The organism is Streptomyces synnematoformans (assembly GCF_039531005.1).
Classification (GTDB): domain Bacteria; phylum Actinomycetota; class Actinomycetes; order Streptomycetales; family Streptomycetaceae; genus Streptomyces; species Streptomyces synnematoformans.
On sequence record NZ_BAAAPF010000421.1, the window covers coordinates 1 to 4,925 of the forward strand.

At 77.8% G+C, this 4,925-nt stretch carries 3 protein-coding genes; 1 reads left to right on the forward strand and 2 read right to left on the reverse strand.

Annotated elements, in window-relative coordinates; all coding sequences use genetic code 11:
• Positions 1-89: 89 nt before the first annotated feature.
• Both ABD317_RS33490 and ABD317_RS33495 read right to left on the reverse strand, forming a co-directional pair.
• Positions 90-3,194: a DUF5682 family protein gene (locus ABD317_RS33490; RefSeq protein ID WP_425582506.1), complete on the reverse strand. Its 3,105-nt coding sequence runs from the start codon at positions 3,192-3,194 to the stop codon at positions 90-92.
• Entirely contained in the window at positions 3,191-4,339 is a 1,149-nt protein-coding gene (locus ABD317_RS33495) for an ATP-binding protein (RefSeq protein WP_344295060.1), read from the reverse strand. The genes ABD317_RS33490 and ABD317_RS33495 overlap by 4 nt, the downstream gene beginning before the upstream one ends.
• Positions 4,340-4,491: 152 nt before the next feature.
• Here ABD317_RS33495 and ABD317_RS33500 point away from each other — a divergent pair.
• Positions 4,492-4,925, forward strand: a 434-nt coding sequence (locus ABD317_RS33500) for an SWIM zinc finger family protein (protein WP_344295063.1), incomplete at its 3' end; no start/stop codon positions are given.

The following is a 4,925-nucleotide window of genomic DNA, read 5'->3' on the forward strand; positions in this document are numbered from 1 at the left end:
GGGGGGCCCCGGGGGGGGGGGGGGGGGGGGGGGCGGCGGGCTGCCCGGGGGTGCCCGGCCGGCGGGGGCGCGGGGGTCGGTCCGCCTGGTCACGGCCGTGCCTCCGCCGCGCCGAGCAGCGCGCGGACCGTCGGCAGGACGGCCGCGGCCAGGCCGGCGTCGACCTCGTCGGCGAAGCCGGGCAGCCCCTCCGGCTCGGCCGGGCCGGCGGCGGCGGCCCCGCGGCGTACCAGCTCGCCGATGGCTCGCCGGGCGCCCGGCTCGTACTCAGCGAACGTCCGCCGCAGCAGCGGCAGCACGTCCGTGAAGGCGTCGCCCGGCAGTCCGGTCAGCCAGCCGTCGACGAGCGCGAGCAGCCGCTCGTCGTGGACGAGGAGCATGCCGCCGTCGCCGCCGAGGAAGCCCTCGACCCACGCGGCGGCGTCCGCGGGCGGCACCGCGTGGGACAGGGCAAGGCCCATGACCCGCTCCGCCTCGCGGGCCGGCATCCGGCCGCCGTCGAGGAGCAGCCGCACGGCCCGGCCGCGGATGAGCCCGGGCACGGCGTCCCGGCTGCCCAGCACCCGCAGCGCGGCGGCCCACCGCCCCCGCAACGAGGCCGCGTCCCCGGCGGCATCACCACCCCCGAAAACGGCACCGTCCTCCACGGACCGGCCGGCGTCGCCACGCCCACCGTCACCGGAGTCGACGTCCCCCAGCCCTCCGGCAGTGCCCCGCCCGGCCTGCGCCTCGACATCATCGAGCCCCACGCCCCCGCCAGGCACACCGTCACCGCCACCGGAAACGGCACCGCCCCCCGACCGGCCGGCGTCGCCACGCCCACCGTCACCGGGGTCGGCGTCCCCCAGCCCCGCGGCGGCGCCCCGCCCGGCCTGCGCCTCGACGTCATCGAGCCCCACGCCCCCGCCAGACACACCGCCACCGGCCTCGCCGCCCTCGCCCCCGGCGTCCGGTGGGCCCACCTGCGGTGGGGTCGCGTCCAGCAGGGCCACCGCGCCGTGCACCGCGTCGACGTGGGTGCGCATCTCCTGCGCGCCGTCCGCGTCGAGACCCGCGCAGGCGCCGGGGAGGCCGACGAAGATCCGGTCGGCCAGGCCCGTGGCAACCTCCGCCAGCGCCGCCGTCTGCGTGCCGCGGACGTCGCCGTAGCGGACGGACCGGGCCAGCGCCGGGAGCGCCTGCGCCAGGTGCCCGACGTCCGTGTCGAGCGCGGCGCGGTCGGCGAGGGCCTGCATGGCGACCGGCAGGGCGTCGGACAGCTCGGCGAGCAGGCACCGCTCGGCCAGCGCCGTCACCTCCGCGAGCGAACCCGCCTGCGCCGCCTCGTACTCGGCCTTCGCGGTGGCCGCGGCGAGCACCGTGGTGCCCCAGAGCGCCGCCTCCACCACCCGTACGGCCAGGTCCGGCTCCCAGCGCAGGCGCCACGTCTCGCGGAACGTGCCGGTGCTCGCCCGCGAGGCCGCGGGCACGCCCCAGTCGACGCCGAGCAGCCGCAGCCGGTGCAGCAGGCGGCTGCGGCCCGCGTCGGTGTCCTTGCGCAGGTCGAGCTGCAGCTCGCGCTCCTCGGCGGTCGGCTTGAGCCGCAGCGTCTTCTGTATCCGGGCCAGATCGCGCTGCAGCGGCACGGCGGGCGCCGACTCCGGCACCTCGCCGAGCGCGTCACCCACGACGAGCCGGTCGGCGACGAGCGCCAGCGGGACCTCGGAGCCGTCGCACATCACGGCCCGTACGGCGTCGAGGGTCTCGGCGAGCCCGGCGAGCGGGCGGCCCCGCATCGCCGCCAGCGCGGTGGCGAGCCGCACGGCCTCGATGACGTGCGCCGGCGAGACGGTGCGACCCTCGCCGCGCAGCAGGTCGGCGACCTTGATCAACCAGCGCTCGATGGGCCGGTCCGGGGCCTCGAAGAGGTGCGCGTACCAGCCCGGGGAGTCGATCCCGGCGCCGTAGCCGCTGTGCCGCGCCAGCCGCCGGTGGGTCCACGGCACCCAGGCCACCTCGGTTCTGACCCGGGGCAGGCCCTTGAGCAGGCGGCGGTCGGCGGTGACGGTGGTACGGGCCTGTAGCGCGGGCACGTGCCAGGCGCCGCAGACCACGGCGACCTGCCCGTCGAACTCGCGTCGCGCCTCCCGCAACCGCAGCCGCATGTGCGCCTCGCGCACCAGGTCCCGGTCGTGCCCCCCGTCGCCGTGCCGCTCGCGCAGCGCGCCCATCGCCTCGCCCAGCGCTACGAACGGCGCGGTCACGTCACCGCCCGCGGCGGAGACGCCCGGACCGCGGGGGGCGGCGGTGGCCCCTGCCCCCGGGGCGGGTGGCGCGGCGCGGTGCGGCATGCGGTGCTCTATCGCGTCCTCCCACCACCTCTCGGGGTCGTCGTAACCGGCGGCCCGCGCGAGGACCGCGAGCGGGTCGAGGCGCACCGCCTCCGGTCCCCGCACCCGCTCCCCTTCTCCGGCCTCTCCGCCGTCGTCCCCGTCCGGTTCGCCGGCCGCGCCCGGGGCGCCCGGGGCGCCGGGGGCCGGTTGTCCGGCGTCGGCCATCGCGAGGGTGTGGGCGGCGGGGAGGTCGATGAAGCGGACCGGGACGCCGTGGCGCAGCGCCCAGCGGATCGCGACCCACTCCGGCGAGAAGTGCGCCAGCGGCCAGAACCCGGCCCGCGCGGGCTCGTCCACGGCGTGGGCCAGCAGCGCGACGGGCGGCCGCATGTCCGCGTCGCCCGCGAGCCCGACGATCGCGTCCGCCTCCGGCGGGCCCTCGATGAGCACGGCCCGCGGCCGGTACGCGTCCAGCGCCGCGGCCACCCCGCGCGCCGAGCCCGGGCCGTGGTGCCGCACGCCGAGCAGTAACGGCTCGACGGTCGCCGCGCCCGCCGCACCGTTCCGCCGGCGCACCTCCTCCGCACCGCCCACAGCCCGCTCCCCCCTGCTCATGCCTTCGGCCCCCACGACCCCGGCCCCGACGCTCCCGGCTCCCCGGGCCACGTGCTCCGCGCCGGCGAACTCCCCGCCCGCGTACAGCCCGTCCGCTGTCCGCGTTCCCGCGCCGCCGCCCTTCTCCCCCGCTCCTTCGCGCCGGCCTGCTCCCCTTCCTTCTCCTCCGTCCCTTCCTTTTCCCCTTTCTTTTATGTTCCGCAACGCCACGGCCCCTCCGGCCTCCCCTCCCGCCGGACGCTCCCCCGCCGCGCCGCGCGAGGTCACGCCGTGACCTCGCGGCAGGCGCGGTAGAGGTCCTTCCACCCCTCGCGCTCGCGCACGACCGTCTCCAGATACTCCTGCCACACCACGCTGTCGGCCGCCGGATCGCGGACGACCGCGCTCTGGATGCCCGCCGCCACGTCGCTCGCCCGCAGCACTCCGTCGCCGAAGTGCGCCGCCAGCGCCAGCCCGCCGGTGACGACGGATATCGCCTCCGCCGTCGACAGCGTCCCGGACGGGGACTTCACCTTCGTCCGCCCGTCGGCCGTCTCCCCGTCGCGCAGCTCGCGGAAGACCGTGACGACCCGGCGGATCTCGTCCACCGCCTCCGGGACCGGCGGGAGTTGCAGCGACGCGCCGATCTGCGCCACGCGCTGCGTGACGATGCCGACCTCGTCCTCGGGGGAGGCCGGCAGCGGCAGCACCACCGTGTTGAAGCGGCGGCGCAGCGCGCTGGACAGCTCGTTGACCCCGCGGTCGCGGTCGTTGGCGGTCGCGATGACGTTGAACCCGCGGACCGCCTGGACCTCTTCGCCCAGCTCCGCGATCGGCAGCGTCTTCTCCGACAGGATCGTGATCAGCGAATCCTGCACGTCGGCGGGGATCCGGGTCAGCTCCTCCACCCGGGCCGTCATACCCTCCGCCATCGCCCGCATCACCGGGCTGGGCACCAGGGCCTCCCGGCTGGGGCCGGCCGCCAGCAGCTGCGCGTAGTTCCACCCGTACCTGACGGCCTCCTCCGGCGTCCCCGCCGTCCCCTGCACCAGCAGCGTGGAATCGCCGCTGACGGCGGCGGCGAGATGCTCCGACACCCAGGTCTTCGCGGTGCCCGGCACGCCGAGGAGCAGCAGCGCCCGGTCCGTCGCCAGCGTGGCGACCGCGACCTCCACGATCCGGCGCGGGCCGACGTACTTGGGTGTGATCTCCGTGCCGTCCGGGAGCGTGCCGCCCAGCAGATACGTGGACACCGCCCACGGCGACAGCCGCCAGCGCGGCGGCCGGGGCCGGTCGTCCGCGGCGGCGAGGGCCGCCAGTTCGTGCGCGAAGGCGTCCTCGGCGTGCGGGCGGAGCGCCGCGTCCGCGGGCCCTTCGGCGCCCGCCTCCGCGGTGCCCCCGCCGGCCGCGTCCGCCCCTGTCGTGGTCGTCATCGTCCCCTCCTCGCCGACTCGGTCGCAGCCGCCGCCGCTGCCGCCGCGGTGACTGCGGAGACCACCTTGCCGCACGGCACTGACACCGCCCCCGCCCCTGTGGATAACGCAGGTCAAAGCCGTTGTCAGTGGAGGGTCGTAGCGTCGTGGGCATGGAGGGGCAGAGCGAGCGGTGGAGTGCGGACCAGGTGCTGGGGCTGGCTCCTGACGCCTCGTCGCGTACGGCCGGGAGCAAGCTCGCCGCGGCCGGGCCGTGGGCGGAGTCGGGGGCCGCGGGCGGGGCGGTGTGGGGGCTGTGCCGCGGCAGCGGCACCAGGCCGTACCAGACGGTGGTGGATCTGCAGGGCCCGGCGTACAAGTGCAGTTGCCCGAGCCGGAAGTTCCCGTGCAAGCACGCGCTGGGGCTGCTGCTGCGCTGGGCCGGCGGCGAGGTGCCCGAGACGCCGCCGGCGGCCGAAGCCCCGGGCGGTGAAGGGGACGGGGGCGCGGTGCCGGAGTGGGCGGCCGAGTGGCTGGCGAGTCGCCGCGAGAAGGCGGAGCGGGGGGTCGCCGCCGGCCCCGCGGCGGAGCGGGCCCCGGACCCGGC

Excerpts from the sequence above, each read along its gene's own strand:
- ABD317_RS33495 (WP_344295060.1), bottom strand. The coding sequence starts at position 4,339 with ATGACGACCACGACAGGGGCGGACGCGGCCGGCGGGGGCACCGCGGAG.